Raw genomic sequence first — 15,815 nt, forward strand, 5'->3', positions numbered from 1 at the left:
GTCCTTGCGGCGCGCACAGGGGCCGCAGGTCCCCGGCCGGGGCCGGGTGGCCCCTGTGCGCCGGTCCGGTGCGCGCCGACGCTGGAGGTGACAGGTCACCGGACATGTGGAGGCGTGCCATGAACGCACCCGTCATGACGAGCATGCCGCGGGCGCTGCCCGCCGGGCACCGGCAGCGGCTGCTGAGCACAGCCCGTGAGGTGGCGTTCCCCGCGGGCGCCCGTCTGTTCGAGGAGGGTGACCTCGCCGACCGTTTCTGGATCGTCCGGACCGGCACGGTCGACCTGGACATGAAGGTGCCGGGCCGCCCGGCCGCCGTGATCGGCTCCCTCGGGCACAACGAACTCGTCGGATGGTCCTGGCTGTTCGGGCCTCATGTGTGGCACCTGGGGGCCGAGGCGGCGACACCGGTGCGCGCCTACGAGTTCGACGCCCCGACCGTCCGTGCCCTGTGCGAGGCCGACCCCTGGTTCGGCAGGAGCGTCGCCCAGTGGGTGGGCGGGGCGCTCGCCGGCCGGCTGCACGCCACCCGCACCCGGCTGGTCGGCCGCTGACGCCGTACGGCCGGGTCGGCGGTGCCGGACCTCAGCCGGCGGCAGGCGTGAAGTCGTACACGGTCCAGTCGGTGATCAGGCGGTAACCGATGCGCTGGTAGAGGGCGTTGCTGGTGGGGTTCGCCGCGTTCGTGAACAGGACGACCTCCCGGGCGCCCGCGGCCAGGGCGGTCCGGCTCACCTCGGCCGTCACGGCGCCCGCGTAACCGCGGCCGCGGAGGCGGGCCGGGGTGTAGACGGGGTCCACCTGGGCCACACCGGCGACCGTCGGGTTGACGCCCGCCATGGAGACGGGCGTGCCGTCGGGGGTCTCCCAGAAGGTGTAGGTCTTGTCGGCGAAGCGGGTGCCCGCCCAGGATCCGGCGTCGACGGAGACGGCTTCGCCGACGTCCTCGGCGAACTCGCCGCACCAGCGCAGGAGCTGCCCGTGGTCCCGCTCGCCCACGGGCCGGCCCCGGCCCGCCGGGTGCGGGTCGGGCGGGGTGAGCGTGCCGAGACGGTACAGGCAGAGCCGGGTGCGCACGGCCGCCGTCGCGCCCGTGTGCCGCCGCCATGCCTCGGCGAAGGCGGTGGCGGTGTCGTGGTCGGCACTGACGTACGGCAGGCGGTGCCCGAGGCCGGCCAGGTGCGCGGCGAGGGCGTCGGCCTGCCCGGGGGTGAGAGGGGTGAGGCCCAGGCCCCGGGACGGGAGCCGGTGCAAGGTCGCGTGCACCTCGCCCGCCCGCTCCAGCCGGCCGAAGAGGGCGGGCCCGGCACCGGGGGTGTCCGCGCCGCGTGCGCGCAGTCTCGCGGTCACCGTCAGCGGCATGAGGTGCCGTGCGGGCCGGGACCGCAGGAAGTCCTCCGCTCCGGCCAGGAAGTCTTCCATGTCATGGGTGAGGTGCCAGTCGTCCGCGCGCATGCTGCATGGTCTCCGACGGACCGGACGGCGGGAAGCACCGGGGTCGCGCACTCACCCCGGGCCCGTGCTGCGCACCGCGGCCAGGGCCGCGGCGAGGTCCGCCGCCGTCCGGGGGTCCGTGAGGGAGCGGCCGGTGAGCTCCTCGACGCGGCGGAGGCGGTAGCGGACGGTGTTGGGATGGACGAAGAGGGTGCGGGCGGTGCCGGCGGCGGAGCCGGCCGCGGCGAACCAGTGCTCCAGTGTCTCCAGCAGCCGGCCGCGCTCCACGGCAGGCAGGTCCAGCACGGGCCTGAGGACGGTCTCCACCAGATGGGCCGCCTCGGCCGGGGCGGCGGCGACCAGCATGGCCAGGGGGTTGTCGTCGAACCGTGCGACGCCGGGCCCGGAGCCCGGCAGCCCGGCCAGGGCCAGCCGGGCGAAGCGCAGCGCCTGAGGGACGTCCCGCAGGGAGGCGAAGCCGGGGCTGAGGCCGACGCGGGCGCGGGCGCGGCGCAGGACGCGCACACAGTTCTTCTCGGCGTCCGGCGCCGTCAGCGCGACCACACCGATCTGCTGGTCGGGCAGCAGCCGCCAGGCGGAGGGCAGCTGGGACCCGCGCAGCGCGCTCTCGACGCCGGTCAGCGGCTCCGCGCCGGGCGCGGCCGCCGACGCGACGGCGACCGCGTAGGGACCGGCCTCCGGCAGACCGAGTTCGCGGGCGGCCTCCCACAGGGTGGTGCGGTCGGCGATGACGCCGGTGAACAGGGCCTCCACCAGCGCCGAGCGCCGTGCCTCGCGCTGCAGCGTCAGTTCGGCGGAGGTCTCCCTGTGGGCCGCCGCGACCGCCTCGGCGTAGAGGCCGAACAGCGCCCAGATGTCGGCCGACTGGGACACCAGCTGGGCGTCGGAGACCTCGGGATGCGTCCGTGACTCCTCGACGATCTCCGACCACAGCAGCTCGAAGCCGATCCGGTACGCGTGCAGGGTGTCGGCCAGCGGCACGCCCTGTTCGGCGCGGATCCGCCCGGTCTCGCGCGCCGGACTGGGATCCGCGGCGTCCGTGCGGCTGAAGTGACCGAGGACGAGGTCGGCGTTGGCGGTGCACGAGCGGCGCAGGGACTCGAAGGGGATCAGCGACTCGTCCTGGTACGCCTTCACGTCCGCGCGGATGCGCCCGGCGATGCGCTCACCCAGTTCCGGCAACCGCGCATGCAGTGCGGACGCCACTCCCGAAAGGTCCATCGGCCCAGGTTAACGCCGGTTCATTGTGGCGGGGAACAATCCCGGGCGGGAGACGCTGTCCCATCGGCCATAGGCGGGTGCCGAGGACGACAGCACCATGTCGTCGACGTTAACTGCGGATTTCGACGGCACCATTCGTGGAGGCGGACCATGGCAAATCTGGCGGAGTTCCTCGTGGAGACGGCCTCGCGGCAGCCCGAACGGCCCGCGCTCCGCTTCGGCGGCCGGGTGGTCTCGTACGCGGAGCTGGACGAGGCCAGCGCCCGGGCCGCCGCGCTGCTGCGGGCCGAGGGGGTGCGGCCGGGGGACCGGGTCGCCCTGATGCTGCCGAACGTCCCCGAGTTCGTCGTCCTCTACTACGGCGCACTGCGCGCCGGGGCGGTCGTCGTACCGATGAACCCGCTGCTGAAGGCACGTGAGACCGCCTACCACCTCACCGACTCCGGGGCGGCGCTGCTGTGGGAGTGGCACCAGGCACCGGGTGAGGGCGCGCAGGGCGCCGAGGACGCCGGGGTACGGCACTTCCCCGTCGAGCCCGCGGCCTTCGCCGCGCGCCTGAGCGGGCACGAGCCGGCGGCGGAGGTCGCGCGGACGGACGGCGACGACGTGGCCGTCCTCCTCTACACGTCCGGCACCACCGGCCGTCCCAAGGGTGCGGCGCTCACCCATGCGGGGCTGCGGCACAACACCGAGACCAACATGACCTATGTGCAGGAGATGACGCCGCAGGACGTCGTGGTCGGCTGTCTGCCGCTGTTCCACATCTTCGGCCAGATCTGCACGATGAGCGTGGCCCTGTGCAGCGGCGCCTCGCTCACCCTGATCCCCCGCTTCGACCCGCAGGCGGTGCTGGACGCGATCGCGCGGGACCGGGCCACCGTGTTCGAGGGCGTCCCCACCATGTACGCGGCGCTGCTCCAGCACCCGTCCGAGGCCGACGTGTCGAGCCTGCGGATGTGCGTCTCCGGCGGGGCGTCGCTGCCGGTGGAGATCCTGCACGGTTTCGAGCAGCGCTTCGGCTGTTCGGTGCTGGAGGGCTTCGGCATGTCCGAGACGAGCCCGGTGGTCACCTTCAACCACCCCGACCGGCCGCGCAAGGCCGGGTCCATCGGCACGCCGATCAAGGACGTGGAGGTGCGGCTGCTGGACGACAAGGGCCAGGACGTGCCGCCCGGGGAGATCGGCGAGCTGGCCGTGCGCGGGCCGAACGTGATGAAGGGCTACTGGAACCGTCCGCAGGAGACGGCGGCGACCGTCGTGGACGGCTGGCTGCGCTCCGGCGACCTCGCCCGGCAGGACGAGGACGGCTACTTCTACATCGTGGACCGCAAGAAGGACATGATCATCCGTGGCGGGTACAACGTGTACCCGCGGGAGATCGAGGAGGTGCTGCACGAGCACCCCGCGGTGGCACTGGCCGCCGTGGTGGGCGTGGCGCATCCGCAGCTGGGCGAGGAGATCGCCGCCGCCGTCGTCCTGCGCCCGGGCGCCGAGGCCACGCCCGACGAGCTGCGGGAGTTCGTCAGGGACCGGGTGGCGGCGTACAAGTACCCGCGCGAGGTGTGGCTCGTGGACAAGCTGCCGACCGGCCCGAGCGGCAAGATCCTCAAGCGGGAGATCACCGCACCGGCCGGCTGACCCGCCTCGGACGAACGCCCCGCCCGTCGGCCGTCGTCACCGCCGCCCCGCTGCCGCCGCCCGACCGCCGCCGCCCGACCGCCGTCGGCCGTACCGTCCGGGGTCCGGCACCGGCGCGGCCGGCGGTACGGGACGACCGTGCGGGCGGAGCCGCCGCGGCTGTCCGCCCCCGGCCCGGCGACCGCGTCCCCCTCCGCCCGGCCGGGCTCAGGCGTCCCCGGTCCCGCGGGCCGGCCGGCCGGTCACGGACGCGGCCTGCCGCGGGTGTTCCTCCAGCCAGGCCCCGAGGTGTTCCCGTACGGCCTCCGCCACGCAGGTGCGTACGACGGGGTCGGCCAGCCGGCTGCGCGTGGCGCCCCGGAGGTCGGGCCGGTCCAGCTTCACGGACACCACCGCCGTCAGCCCTTCGAGGACCTGGTCCGCCCGCGTGCGGCCGCCGAGCGCGGCCACGACCCCGTCGCGCAAGCCGTCCAGGTGGGTCCCGCCCTCGTGGGTGGGCAGGGAGTTGACGAACCCCTGGATCCGCTCCCCCGGCGCGTCCGACCAGCGCAGGGCGGCCTCGATCGTCCCCTCCGTCCGCGGGTCCTCCCGCCGCAGGACGACGATGTCCTGGTGGAGGGGTTCGCCCGCCTCCGCGTCGAGGAAGGCGACGAGGTCCCGTATCCCGCCCGGGAACCGGAAGCGTTCCGACCGCGGCCCGTCCGGATGACGCTCGTCGGTCAGGGTGATGTCCAGCTCCGGGTACAGGAAGGCCAGTTCCCTGAAGCGCTGCGCCAGCGGGGCGTACGAGAACTCCGTCGACTCGAAGATCCCGGCGTCGGGCCGGAAGGTGATCGTGGTCCCGCTCGTGTCCGCCGGTCCCGCGGCCGTCGGCGGGGCGAGCGCCTCACCGCGGGCGTACTCCTGGACCCAGCGCACCCCGTCGCGCCGCACCTCGGCCGTCAGCCGGCTCGACAGCGCGTTGGTCACGAAGGGACCGACGCCGAAGAGGCTCATGGCCAGGGTGCGGCGGGAGCCGGGCCCCGCCGCGCCGCGCATACGGGTCAGCTCCGTCTCCAGGCCGGGACCGCCGGTGTGGCCGGCGGCCTCGACGGGGACGCCCGGTCCGTCGTCGTGGACCCGGACACGGCCGTCGGCGGTCAGGGTGACGCCGACCGAGCGGGCGCGGCCCGCCAGCACGTCGTTGACGGGCCGCTCGGCGACCTCGAACACGAGGACGCGCAGACCGCGTTCGCCGGTCGACCCGACGAACATCCCCGGCCGTCTCCGGACGGACGCGCGCGCCTCCAGCACCTCGATGTGCGCGGCGTCGTACCCCATGGACTCCTTGCTCACGAACTCCCCCTCCACAGTGCCCGGTTGGGCTCCCCACCCTACGTGGATCCCCGCAGAACCGCAGGTCAGAGCCATTTCGCCGAGGCCGCTCCCGGGCCGACGAGGGCCTGTCCGCGGCGGCCCGGCCGCAGGCGTCGCGCACCGCGTGCGGACGGCGTCCGGGGCCCGCCGGGGCCCGGCACGGCCCCTTGCCGCACGGCCCGTGGGTCACCGATCCCGGCGACCGCTCCGGCTACCCTGCGAGCACGGCGCACGACCTCTCCCGGGACACACCGATGAGTTCTCGCGGGGCGCGCAGTCCTACCGCCGTGTCGTCCGTGAACGCAGAAGGAGCATGTGGTGCAGCTGCTGAAGGTCCAGAACTTCACCGTGTCGAGCGACGGGATCGCCGCCGGTGAGGACCAGAGCCTGGAGAAGCCGTTCGGGCATGTCGATCCCGGGAGACTGTTCGGCTGGGCGGGGGCGACGGCCAGTTGGCCCATGCGGACCGACCCCGGAGGCAGCCGGGGGCTCGACGACTACTTCACACGGGACTACCCGCACGGCATCGGTGCCGAGATCATGGGCCGCAACAAGTTCGGGCCCCAGCGCGGGCCCTGGCAGGACGAGGAGTGGCGCGGCTGGTGGGGCGACGAGCCCCCGTTCCACACACCGGTGTTCGTCATGACGCACCACACGCGTCCTTCGTTCACCCTCTCCGACACGACGTTCCACTTCGTCGACGCCGACCCGGCCACGGTCCTCGCACAGGCACGGCAGGCGGCGCAGGGCAAGGACGTCCGGCTCGGCGGCGGGGTCACCACGATCCGGGAGTTCCTGGACGCCGACCTCGTCGACACCCTGCACGTGGTGGTCTCCCCGGTGAAGCTCGGGTCCGGGCTGCGTCTGTGGGAGTCCCCCGACGAACTGCGCGACCGGTTCCACCTCGATGTCGTCCCCAGCTCCAGCGGCGTGACGCACCATCTGTTCTGGCGGAGGTAGCCCGCGGGGGCGCCGCGCCGGCGGTCGGGCAGAACCCCGGCCCCGCGCCCGGGAACGGCGGCGCCTCGCACGGATCCACCCGCTGCTGATCCGTCCTTCCGGCACGGCCCTCGCCCCGCCCCGCCGGGCTGTACGGTGACCCAATGCGCCATGACGTCACCGAGGCCGACACCGCTCTCGCGCTGGGGAGCGGCGATGTGCCCGTCCTTGCCACTCCGCGGCTCATAGCGTGGCTGGAGGCTGCGGCGGTACGAGCCGCCCGGTCGCGGCTCGGCTCGGGTCTGACGACGGTGGGAACCGCCGTCCGCGTCCGTCATCTGCGGGCGACCGGGGTGGGCGAGACGGTCGAGGTGTCCGCCACGGCACCGGCCGACATGGCCGGGCGACGGCTCACCTTCGAGGTGCGGGCCGTCGACGGCTCGGGCGAGCTGGTGGCGACCGGGGAGATCGACCGGGCCGTCGTCGACCTGGACCGGTTCGCCGCCCTGTTCACCGGTGAGCCGGCCGGCCACCGCCGGCCGGGCGGCTGACCCGGCCGGACGACCGGCCCCGGCCGGGCGCGGACGTCTCACACGGGCCGGTGCCCCAGCAGATAGGCCCGTACGGCCGTGGGCAGTACGGCGTCGGCGGCCTCGGCTGCCTCGGCGACCTCGGTCCAGCGGATCCGCTCCGGCGCGAGACTGCCGCTGCCCGACGGCGCCTCGGTCAGCAGCTGGCACACCACGGCCGGAACGGAGTCCTGACGCGGGCTCAGTGTCTGTGAGCCGTCGACGAGATAGCCGGTGAGTTCGTAGACGACACGGGCCGCCGCGGCCTCCGGTGTCTCCGCCGGCTGCGGAGCACCCGCCGGCAGGCCCCAGCCGCCCTGCCGGTCGGTCAGCAGCACCCGGCCGTCGTACACGACGACCGCCCGGACCGAGGCCGCGGTGGTCTCTTCCCTCGTCATGACCCGCTCGTTCCTTTCTCCGTGACGGACCGGCCGTTCCTCCCCCTGTCCGCGGCGGACCGGCCGTTGCTCCTCTACCCAGGCCGCGGCTCCCGCACCCCGCAGAGCGGCAGCCGGCCGTGCCGAGGCGTCAGCCGCGCTCGCGCAGGTACGCCTCCAGCTCGGCCGCGCCGGTCAGCATGGCGCGTCCCCGGGCGGACAGCCGGCCGTGCCAGTCGCGCAGGGCGGCCTCCAGCGGCTCCGTGCCGCCCGCCGCCCGCACCTGGGCGATCAGCGGAGCGATCTGCTCCAGCGGATGACCGCCCCGCCTGAGCTGATGCGCCAGCCGGGCGTCCCGTGCATCGGCCTCGCCGTAGACGCGGTAGCCGGTCCGCGGGTCGCGGCGCGGGTTCAGCAGTCCGGCGCGCTCCCACTTGCGCAGCGTCGCGGGCCGGACGCCCAGCTCTCGGGCCAGCGGCCCGATGAACCTGCCGGCGGGCCGGGGCCCCGGGCCGGGCGCGTACGCCGTGGTGGACCCCAGACCCCGAAGGGCGGCCTCCACGGCCTGCAAGGTCCGCCGGTCGTCGAGGAGCCGGGCGTGGCTCTCGTCGATGAGACGGAACGCCTCGTCGGCCGCGCCCTCGTTCACCGCCCGCATGACCGAGGCCGCCGTGCGGTGGCCGTGGCCGGGCACCAGGGCGAGAAACGCGCGCAGGGCCGTCGCGTGCAGCGGGGTGTAGGTGCGGTAGCCGTGCGGGGTGCGAGCGGCGGCCGGGAGGACGCCGGCCTCCTCGTAGTTCCTGACCGCCTGCGTGGACAGACCGTGCCCACGGGCGAGGTCGACCGGCCTCAGCCGATCGTCGCTTTGAAGGTTTCTCCCCATGAAGCCGACGATATCGGGGTCGGCACATGGAAAAGTTTCCACCGAAGGTTCAACGATAGCGTTGAAGGCATGGCTACCGACATCAAGGACACCGCCCATGCCGTCGAGGCCGCCGCCGTCATGAGGCTGCTGCCGTCCCGGCCCCGGATGCTCGCCCTGGGCGAGCCCACCCACGGCGAGGACGCGCTGCTCGATCTGCGCAACGGCCTGTTCCGGCAGCTCGTCGAGGAGGAGGGGTACCGGACCGTCGCGATCGAGAGCGACTGCATGGCGGGCCTGGCCGTGGACGACTACGTCACCTCGGGCAAGGGCACCCTCGACGACGTCATGGAGCACGGTTTCAGCCACGGGTTCGGCGCGTCCGCGGCCAACCGTGAGCTCGTGCGCTGGATGCGCGCCCACAACGACGGCAGGCCCGCCTCGGAGCAGGTGCGCTTCGCCGGGTTCGACGGTCCGCTGGAGATCACCGGTGCCGCGAGCCCCCGGCAGGCCCTCACCGCGCTGCACGGACACCTCGCGGCCCGGGTGGACACGGACCTGCTCCCCTGCACCGCGCAGACCCTGGACCGGCTGCTCGGCGCCGACGACCGGTGGACCGAGCCCGCCGCGATGACGGATCCGGCCCGCTCCACGGGGCGGTCGGCCGAGGCCCTGGAGCTGCGGCTGCTCGCCGACGACCTGGTGGCGCTGCTCGACACGCAGGTACCCCGTCCGCTCACGGCGGCCGCGCGCGACGACTGGGACCGGGCCCGCCTGTACGGGCGTACCGCGACCGGCCTGCTGCGCTGTCACTCCGGCATGGCCGACCCCTCACCGAGCCGTATGACGCGGCTGTGCGCGCTGCGTGACGCGATGATGGCCGGCAACCTCCTCGCCCTGGCCGAGCGGGGCCCGGTGCTGGTGCACGCCCACAACTCCCATCTCCAGCGCGAGAAGAGCTCGATGCGGTTGTGGCAGGGGCCGGTGGAGTGGTGGAGCGCGGGTGCGCTGGTGAGCGCCCGGCTCGGCGCGGAGTACGCCTTCCTGCACACGGCTCTCGGCACCGTCCGGCACCGGGGCGTGGACACCCCGCCCGGGGACACCGTCGAAGGACTGCTGTACGGCCTTCCCGAGGACCACCACGTCGTCGACGCGGCCCGGCTGGCCGCCGCGCTCGGGGACACACGGCCCGTCCACCGCGAGTCGCCCTGGTTCGGCTACGCCTCCCTCGACCCGGCGCATCTGGCCGGGCTGGACGGGATCGTGTTCGTCAAGGACGTCCCGCGGATCCCGCGGGACTGACCTCGGACCGAAGCCTGCCCGGCCCCACCGGCCCGTCCGGCCCCGCCGGACGGGCAGGCCGGGCCGGACGGGCCGGGCCCCGGCGGGTCAGTCGCCGCCACCGCCACCGCCGTCTCCGCCGCCTCCGTCACCGCCGCCCGAGTCGCCGCCGTCGCCGCCGTCCGCGCCCCAGCCGTCGGAGCCGCCCGACTCGTTGTCGTCGCCGCCTCTGCCGAGGTTGCTGAACCAGGGACGGTCCCACCATGCGTCGTCGGCGAGCGGCTCCCCCGCGTGACCGCGGCGCCGCTCCGCCCGGAACCGCGCCGCGCCGGTCGTGTCCCCGAGCCCGAAGGCGACGGAGAAGACCTGCGCCATGACGGCGTCCAGGGGGTCCGGGCCCTCGTACCGTACGGGCGCGAGCGGCACCAGGACGCCGCCCGGTTCCGGCCCCGGGCGGCGCGGCGGACGGGTCAGCAGGGCGACCCTCCGGTCGCCGCGCAGCAGCCACGACCCCCTCGCGTCGTCCCTGCGCAGCACCCAGGGCTCGGTGCCGGGCAGCCGCGCCTCCACGCTGCTCCTCGACCTGCGCAGCTTCTTCTTCAGAGACAGCTGCGCCGTCACCTCGCCGACGGTCATGCGCAGGCCCTGGGAAGGGTCGCCGGCGTCGCCGTGGAAGCCGTACGGCGCCCGGATCCGTACGACGGGAGCGTGCGGACCCCATACGTCGATCCGGACCAGCCGCCGGTCGACGGCGACGGTCACCGGCCCGGCGGGGCCCGGCGCGAACCGCCGCGCGATCCACAGCGGCACCCCCTCGGACCGGGCCCGGTCCGCCAGGGCGGCCACCTGCCCGGGTCCTCCGCACAGACGCACCGCCAGCTGCCCCAGTTCGCGCGCGAAGCCGGCGGCGTGCCGTACCTTCACCGGCCGGGTGGTTCCGGTGGCGCGGGTCACCGGGACGATGCCGGGTCCCTGTGCCAGCGTCTCCAGCGGGCGTTCCGACCCGCCGCCGCCGAGCCAGCGGCCCCGCTGGTACGCGTCCGCGATCGCACCGAGGTTCAGCTCGCCCGGCGGTGTGGTCCTGCCGCCCCTGCGCAGGCCGTCCTCGGTCAGCTCCACCGTCCGGGCCAGCGGATTCCACGACCTCTCGCCATAGAGCACCTGACTCACGACACCCCCCAGTAGTTCCGCGGTTCAGTCCCTGGGACGAGACGGACGTCGCGGCGCGTTCCCGGTCCGCGTGACTTTCCGCGGGCTCTCCCCTTCTCCTCCACAGGGAGTAGGGGTGGGCGGGCCGGTCGCGCATTAGGGGGTGCTACGGGTGTTCGCGCCGGATCCGTGCTGGCTAGTTTCGGGCGGCGCCGGCCGGTCCGGCTCCCGCCGTACAAGTCCGTGCGAGTCCGTGCGAGTCCGTGCGAGTCCGTGAGGAGTGCCATGTCCCCGTCTTCGTCCCGTCCTTCCCGGCGGAGTGTGCTGGGCACGAGTGCGGCCGGTGCCACGGCGGCGCTCGCCGCGGGCGGGCCGGCCGCCGTGGCGTCGGCCCGGGTCGGGGCGACGCCCTGGCGGGCGGACGACGGACAGCGGTACACCGTGCCGGGGCTGCGCAGGCCGGTCCGGGTCACGGTCGACCGGTGGGGTGTGCCGCACCTCTTCGCCGAGAACACCGGGGACCTGTTCCTCGCGCAGGGCTTCAACATCGCCCGGGAGCGGCTGTTCCAGATCGACACCTGGCGGCGGCGCGGCCTCGGCCGCTTCAGCGAGGTGCTGGGCGGGGCGTACGTCGAGCAGGACCGGGCGGCACGGCTGTTCCTGTACCGCGGCGACATGGCGGCCGAGTGGGCCGCCCACGGGCCCGGCGCGCGTGCGGCGGCACGGAGTTTCGCGGCCGGGATCAACGCGTACGTGGACTGGCTGGCCGGGCGTCCCGAGGCGCTGCCGCAGGAGTTCCGCACACTGGGCTACGCGCCCGCCCGCTGGGCGCCGGAGGACGTGGTGCGGATCCGCACCCACGGGATCGGCGGCAATCTCGGCTCCGAGGTGGCACGGGCCCGGCTGATGAGTGCCGGCGGGGAGCGGGCGAGCGCGTGCTACCGCAAGCTGGAGCCGCCCCGTACGCCCCGCGTGGCGGAGGGCCTGGACCTCGGTCTCGTCCCGGCGGACGTGCTGCGGGTGTACCAGCTCGCCACCGCTCCGATGACGTTCGTGAACGGCAGCATGCGCAGGGTGTCCGACGAGCTGGGTCTGCTGCGGGAATCCGCGACCGGCAGCAACGCGTGGGCCGTCTCGCCCGGACGCTCGGCGACCGGGCGGCCGATCCTGGCCGCGGACCCGCACCGTGAGAACTACGCCCTGCCGTCCGGCCGTTACATCGTCCACCTCCGTGCTCCCGGCCTGAACGTGATCGGCGCCGGGGAGCCCTGGAACCCGGGCATCAGCATGGGACACAACGGCCGTGTCGCGTTCGGCCTGACCAATCTGCCCGTCGATCAGGCGGACCTGTACGTGTACGACCTCGACCCGGACGACCACGGCAGATACCGCTACCGGGACGGCTGGGAGGAACTGACCGTCCGTACCGAGGAGATCGCCGTCGCCGGAGGTGAACCCCGCGAGGTGCGGATGGAGTTCACCCGGCACGGGCCGGTCGTGAGGATCGACGCCGAGCACCACAGGGCGTACGCCGTGCGGACGGTGTGGACGGAGCCGGGCACCTCGCCCTACCTGGGCAGCCTCGGCCTCCTCGGCGCCGGGAACTCGCGGGAGTTCGTACGGGCGGCGCGGGGGTGGCGTACGCCGGGCTCGAACCTCGTGTACGCCGACACGCACGGCGACATCGGCTGGGTGCCGGCGGCGCTCGTGCCCAGGCGCCGGGGCCCTGGGTACGACGGCCTGCTGCCCGTGCCGGGCGACGGGCGGTTCGAGTGGGACGGCTTCCACGACGGCGCGGAACTGCCCGCGGTGCGCAACCCCGGGGCGGGCTTCTTCGCCTCGGCCAACGAGTACAACTTCCCGCCCGGCCGGCCGGTACCGGCGTACGAGTGGCAGCCCGCGTACCGCAAGGACCGTATCCACGAGGTCCTCGCCCGCCGGCGGCACACGTCCCTCGCCGACACGCTGGCGCTGCAGAACGACGAGAGGTCCGGCGTGGCCCGGCAGTTCCTGCCGTTCGTGACCCGGCTGGCCTCGGACGACCCGGCGACGGCCGGGGCCCTGGCGCTGCTGGCCCGCCACGACGGCACCGCCGGCAAGGACTCGGCGGCCGCGGCGCTGTTCGAGACGTGGATCATGCGGTTCCTGTATCCGGCGTGGGCGCGGACGCTGCTGCCGGGCCCGGCGGCCGGTCTGCTGGCCGGCGCCACCATCGACGTCGATCTGCGGGTCGTGCACGACTCGTTCGTCCGGCCCGACGACTGGTTCGGGCCCGGCGGGGCGCGGATCCGGGACGAGCTGCTGCTGACCACGCTCGGGCCGGCCTACGCCGAGGTGGCCGCCCGGCTCGGCACCGACGACAGCGCCTGGCGGTGGGGAGCGATGCACCCGCACCTGTTCGTCCACCCGCTCGGCGGTCCCCCCGTGGGTCCGGTGCAGCGGGGCGGCACCTTCTCCACCGTCCGCTCCTCGTACTTCTACTACCACGCCTACCCCTATGCGGAGGTGCTCGGCCCGACCTTCCGGATGGCGCTCGACGTGGGCGCCTGGGACAACTCCCGGGCGATCAACGCCCCCGGGCAGTCCGGCGACGCCCGCAGCCCGCACTACAGCGACCTGCACGCGGCATGGAGCGAGGGCGGGTCCTTCCCGCTGCTGTACAGCGAGGAGGCCGTCGAGGCGGCGGGCGAGCAGAGGATCCTGCTGACGCCGCCCGCATGACCGGGCGGTCGCGGCAGCCGGGTGTCAGCCCCGGCCGTCCGCCGGGCTGCCGGGGCCGAAGGTGCGGCGATAGGCGGCGGGCGAGACGCCGAAGGCCGCTCTCATGTGCGCGCGCAGCGAGTTCGCGGAGCCGAAACCGGCCCGGTGGGCCACCAGGTCGATCGACAGGTCGGTCGTCTCCAGCAACTGCTTGGCCAGTTCCAGGCGCTGGGCGGTCAGCCACTGCACGGGGGTCATGCCGACCTCGTCGCGGAACCGCCGGGTGAAGGAGCGCAGGCTCATCCGGGCGTGCTCGGCGAGCCGGGCGAGGGTGAGGACCTCGCCGAGGTGCTCCAGGGCCCAGGCGCGGGTGGCGGTGGTGCCGGCGACGGTCGGTTCGGGGACGGGCCGGTCGATGTACTGGGCCTGTCCGCCGTCGCGCCACGGCGGGACGACGCACATACGGGCAGCGCGGTTGGCGGCGGCCGCTCCGTGGTCGCGGCGGATCATGTGCAGGCACAGATCGACGCCCGCGGCCACGCCCGCGGAGGTGAGCACATCGCCGTCGTCGACGAAGAGGACCTCCTCGTCCACCTTGACCTGGGGGTAGACCCGGCGGAACTCGGGGGCCAGGTTCCAGTGGGTGGTGGCGGGCCGGCCGTCGAGCAGCCCGGCCGCGGCGAGGACGTAGGAGCCGGTGCAGATCGACACCAGCCGGGTGCCCGGCCGGATGCCGGCGACGGCCGCGGTGACCTCGGGGGGCAGCGGGCCGCCCCGGCTCAGCTCGGGCATGGCATGGGTCGGCGGGACGATCACGGTGTCGGCGGCGGCGAGAGCCTCGGGCCCCGCCGCGGGCTGGACCGTGAACCCGGCGTCGCTGAGGACGGGGGCCCCGTCGGCGGTGCAGACGGTGACGTCGTAGAGCGGGCGGCCCTCCTCGTCCTGCACGCTGCCGAAGACCCGGGAGGGAATGCCGAGCTCGAAGGGCGGGACACCGGGCAGGGCGAGCACGGCGATCCGGTGCCTGCGGGGCGGCTTCCGCGTCGCCTTCGGCCCGCTCCCCGTCCTCGGCCGTGCCGTCGGCCACGTCGTTCCGCTCATGGCCAGATCCTGTCACATAGTGGCCTGACGGCCAACACCGTGCCGGACCGCGGTACCGGAAGGTGGACTGCGTCGCGCCGGGAACCTCCCGGCGGCGAGCCGATCGGGACACGGACCGAGGAGACAGAGAACATGCGTGCGGTGGTCGTGGAGCAGTGGGGCGGACCCGAGAACCTGGTCGAGCGGGAGATCGAGCGCCCGGAGCCCGGACTGAACGAGATCCTGGTGCGGGTGCACGCGGCCGGCGTGAACCCGGTCGACTGGAAGACCCGGGCCGACGGCGCGGTCATCGGATGGGGTGACGTCCCCGCGGTGGGCTGGGACGTCTCCGGCACGGTCGAGGCCGTCGGGCCGGGCGTCGGCATCCACCGTCCCGGCGACGAGGTGTACGGGATGCCGCTGTTCCCGCGCCAGGCCGGGGCGTACGCCGAGTTCGTCGTCGCACCGGCCCGGCACTTCGCGCCCAAGCCGGCCGGTCTGACCCATGTGGAGGCCGCCGCGCTGCCGCTCGCCGCGCTGACCGCGTGGCAGTCGCTGGTCGACGTCGCCGATGTGCGCCCGGGTGAGCGGGTGCTGGTCCACGCTGCGGCCGGCGGCGTCGGCCATCTCGCGGTGCAGATCGCCAAGGCCCGCGGCGCGTACGTCATCGGCACCGCCAGCGCCGGCAAGCACGACGTGCTGCGCGAGCTCGGCGCGGACGAGGTCGTCGACTACCGCTCGGTCCGCTTCGAGGACGTCGTGTCCGGCGTCGACGTGGTGCTGGACGCGCTCGGCGGGGAGACGGCCCGACGTTCTCTGGGGGTCCTGCGGGACGGCGGCCGGCTGATCACCCTGCCCGGCCCCGGCGACGTCCCCGCGGCCCGGGACGGGGTGCGGGCGCTGTTCGTCCTGGTCGAGCCGGACCACCAGGGCCTGCGTGAGATCGCCGCCCTCGTGGAGCGGGGCGAGCTGAAGCCGGTCGTCGAGACGGTGCTGCCGCTCGCCCGGGCCGCGAAGGCCCATGAGATCGGCGAGCAGGGCCGCACGACCGGCAAGATCGTCCTGACGGTCGTCTGACCCTGCCGGTCGTCTGACCCTGCCGGGCGCCGGACGGGCCGACGGGCCGACGGCGTCGGCCGTACCGACGGGCGCCGTGCGGCCGTACCGTGCGGCCGTACCGTGCGGCCG

14 protein-coding genes are annotated in these 15,815 nt (G+C 74.6%); 7 read left to right on the plus strand and 7 right to left on the minus strand.

What is annotated here, in order from left to right:
* The first annotated feature begins 119 nt into the window (after positions 1-119).
* Positions 120-554 (plus strand): cyclic nucleotide-binding domain-containing protein, encoded by a 435-nt coding sequence (locus tag ACIQGV_RS14055; protein ID WP_402494288.1) that lies wholly within the window; start codon positions 120-122, stop codon positions 552-554.
* 31 nt (positions 555-585) lie between these two features.
* Here the strand turns inward: ACIQGV_RS14055 and ACIQGV_RS14060 are convergent, their stop codons facing one another.
* Both ACIQGV_RS14060 and ACIQGV_RS14065 read right to left on the minus strand, forming a co-directional pair.
* Positions 586-1,455, minus strand: coding sequence for a GNAT family N-acetyltransferase (locus ACIQGV_RS14060; protein WP_402494290.1), 870 nt, complete (start codon positions 1,453-1,455; stop codon positions 586-588).
* A 51-nt stretch (positions 1,456-1,506) separates the two neighbouring features.
* The gene (locus ACIQGV_RS14065) at positions 1,507-2,676 is read right to left on the minus strand and encodes a PucR family transcriptional regulator (RefSeq protein ID WP_402494292.1); all 1,170 of its coding nucleotides are present in this window, start codon (positions 2,674-2,676) and stop codon (positions 1,507-1,509) included.
* A gap of 150 nt (positions 2,677-2,826) precedes the next feature.
* Here ACIQGV_RS14065 and ACIQGV_RS14070 point away from each other — a divergent pair, with 150 nt between their 5' ends.
* Positions 2,827-4,314, plus strand: a complete 1,488-nt coding sequence (locus tag ACIQGV_RS14070) for a long-chain fatty acid--CoA ligase (RefSeq protein ID WP_402494294.1) — start codon at positions 2,827-2,829, stop codon at positions 4,312-4,314.
* A 207-nt stretch (positions 4,315-4,521) separates the two neighbouring features.
* Here the strand turns inward: ACIQGV_RS14070 and ACIQGV_RS14075 are convergent, their stop codons facing one another.
* Positions 4,522-5,649: a DNA gyrase subunit B gene (locus tag ACIQGV_RS14075; protein WP_402494296.1), complete on the minus strand. Its 1,128-nt coding sequence runs from the start codon at positions 5,647-5,649 to the stop codon at positions 4,522-4,524.
* A gap of 336 nt (positions 5,650-5,985) precedes the next feature.
* On the opposite strand from ACIQGV_RS14075, the gene ACIQGV_RS14080 reads away from it, so the two are divergent.
* Together ACIQGV_RS14080 and ACIQGV_RS14085 are read left to right on the plus strand one after the other, a co-directional pair.
* Positions 5,986-6,630 (plus strand): dihydrofolate reductase family protein, encoded by a 645-nt coding sequence (locus ACIQGV_RS14080; RefSeq protein ID WP_402494298.1) that lies wholly within the window; start codon positions 5,986-5,988, stop codon positions 6,628-6,630.
* Between the two features lie 143 nt (positions 6,631-6,773).
* A complete protein-coding gene (locus tag ACIQGV_RS14085; RefSeq protein WP_402494300.1) occupies positions 6,774-7,160 on the plus strand; it encodes a thioesterase family protein in 387 nt (128 codons plus the stop codon).
* 38 nt (positions 7,161-7,198) lie between these two features.
* On the opposite strand, the gene ACIQGV_RS14090 is transcribed toward ACIQGV_RS14085, so the two are convergent.
* A complete protein-coding gene (locus tag ACIQGV_RS14090) occupies positions 7,199-7,576 on the minus strand; it encodes an NUDIX domain-containing protein (protein ID WP_402494302.1) in 378 nt (125 codons plus the stop codon).
* 130 nt (positions 7,577-7,706) lie between these two features.
* Positions 7,707-8,438 carry a TioE family transcriptional regulator gene (locus ACIQGV_RS14095; protein WP_402494304.1) on the minus strand — a complete coding sequence of 244 codons (732 nt, stop codon included), beginning with the start codon at positions 8,436-8,438 and terminating at the stop codon, positions 7,707-7,709.
* 69 nt (positions 8,439-8,507) lie between these two features.
* Between ACIQGV_RS14095 and ACIQGV_RS14100 the strand changes: the two genes are divergently transcribed.
* Positions 8,508-9,719 (plus strand): erythromycin esterase family protein, encoded by a 1,212-nt coding sequence (locus ACIQGV_RS14100; protein ID WP_402494306.1) that lies wholly within the window; start codon positions 8,508-8,510, stop codon positions 9,717-9,719.
* 87 nt (positions 9,720-9,806) lie between these two features.
* Here the strand turns inward: ACIQGV_RS14100 and ACIQGV_RS14105 are convergent, their stop codons facing one another.
* Entirely contained in the window at positions 9,807-10,868 is a 1,062-nt protein-coding gene (locus ACIQGV_RS14105; RefSeq protein ID WP_402494308.1) for a hypothetical protein, read from the minus strand.
* A gap of 264 nt (positions 10,869-11,132) precedes the next feature.
* On the opposite strand from ACIQGV_RS14105, the gene ACIQGV_RS14110 reads away from it, so the two are divergent.
* Positions 11,133-13,568: a penicillin acylase family protein gene (locus ACIQGV_RS14110; protein ID WP_402494310.1), complete on the plus strand. Its 2,436-nt coding sequence runs from the start codon at positions 11,133-11,135 to the stop codon at positions 13,566-13,568.
* A gap of 24 nt (positions 13,569-13,592) precedes the next feature.
* On the opposite strand, the gene ACIQGV_RS14115 is transcribed toward ACIQGV_RS14110, so the two are convergent.
* A complete protein-coding gene (locus ACIQGV_RS14115) occupies positions 13,593-14,648 on the minus strand; it encodes a GlxA family transcriptional regulator (RefSeq protein WP_402494312.1) in 1,056 nt (351 codons plus the stop codon).
* Between the two features lie 132 nt (positions 14,649-14,780).
* On the opposite strand from ACIQGV_RS14115, the gene ACIQGV_RS14120 reads away from it, so the two are divergent.
* The gene (locus tag ACIQGV_RS14120) at positions 14,781-15,704 is read left to right on the plus strand and encodes an NADP-dependent oxidoreductase (RefSeq protein ID WP_402494314.1); all 924 of its coding nucleotides are present in this window, start codon (positions 14,781-14,783) and stop codon (positions 15,702-15,704) included.
* The last annotated feature ends 111 nt before the right edge of the window (positions 15,705-15,815 follow it).

The organism is Streptomyces sp. NPDC093094, from assembly GCF_044754345.1.
GTDB lineage: Bacteria > Actinomycetota > Actinomycetes > Streptomycetales > Streptomycetaceae > Streptomyces.